The 1,297-nt window shown below is 32.3% G+C and carries 2 protein-coding genes; both read left to right on the forward strand.

From position 1 onward, the window contains the following. Positions 1-318: 318 nt before the first annotated feature. Positions 319-696, forward strand: a complete 378-nt coding sequence (locus KVT27_RS23220) for a hypothetical protein (protein WP_119781896.1) — start codon at positions 319-321, stop codon at positions 694-696. Between the two features lie 109 nt (positions 697-805). Beyond that, on the forward strand, positions 806-1,123 hold the full coding sequence (locus KVT27_RS23225) for a hypothetical protein (protein ID WP_098300561.1): 318 nt from the start codon (positions 806-808) through the stop codon (positions 1,121-1,123). Positions 1,124-1,297 lie beyond the last annotated feature (174 nt).

Below are 1,297 nucleotides of genomic sequence, written 5' to 3' on the forward strand. Positions count from 1 at the left end.
ATTTTTTTAAAATTATCATTTTTAGGTTACGGTGTTTATAAAAAGGCACATTTATAAGAATGTTACTCAATAAAGGCATTTATTAAGCAACATTCTTATAATATACAAGCTTGTCTAGTATTAATATATGGAATTTCTGCCCACTCATTTTTTTTGAAACTACATAAATTATCATTGGATATAATATCCAATATATAGCAATGGAGTTGTGTAGACATATGTATCCGATGCATCCTTATTATTCAAAACACCATACAGTAACTAGAACCTATTCATATCCAAATAATGTACTTAATCTAGAAACGAAACTAAGACAAAATGGAATCTTATTTAGGATTTGTTTTCCTGATAATAAATGATTTTCTAATTAAAATGAGAGCCTACCCTGACATACAAATTGTTAAAACGGTGCGAGGTTTTAGGAATACTAAACTTATTGCTGGTGCTTTTCCTGATAGAGTTGAAGGTCCATACATATATACAATTACAGATGGAGAACTCCCAAAAATTAACATGGACACTCTTGAAATTGTTAAAAAATCTCGAGATTGGGGAGATGCAAGATTTATGGATGCTGCAGGACCTAACCTCTACGTCGTAGTAGGTAATGAGTTAATTAGGGTAAATGCAGCAAATCTTGAAGAAGTGACTAGAGTCCGTGGCTGGAATGATGCTACTATTTGCAGTTCCTGGTGATGCATATATCTATGCTATTAAAGGTGATGAACTAATTAGGTTTAGAGAAAGAGATCTACAACGTGATACAGATATTGAACCAGCTCGAGGTTAGAGGCGTGCTACACTTATGACAGGTTCTGGTAACCGTATCTATATTGCAAAAGACGACGAATTGAGTAGTGTGAAAGGAAGTACGCTTCAATCTGATCTAAATGTTGAATCTAGTTTTGGATGGGGAAATGCAACCTTTATGTCATCTTGGGGAGATCACGTCTTTTTTATTACAGAAGAAGCAAATAGATTCAAGAATTCAGAACAGAGTTATAGTAGTTATAATGATTATAACCATTATAATTTTCAATACGTACTACCAAGTGCTCCTTACTATTATCGTTCAAATTATTATCCTTATTACCCATACTATCCTTATTATTCAAACTACTAGACTATAAACATATAACGTCTTGTTGTATCACTTATTTAGCATTAAGCTAGCAAACGGTTTAGAAACAACAATAACATTATTTTATTGTTGCTTCTAAACCGCCTCCTAGGCAAGATGAATAGATGAGACTAATCTTCTATTCATCTAGATACTGATAATATCTTTTTAAAGTTA

Origin of the sequence: Lysinibacillus sp. GbtcB16, from assembly GCF_019091145.1 — a bacterium.
In the GTDB taxonomy this organism is placed as follows: Bacteria; Bacillota; Bacilli; order Bacillales_A; family Planococcaceae; genus Lysinibacillus; species Lysinibacillus fusiformis.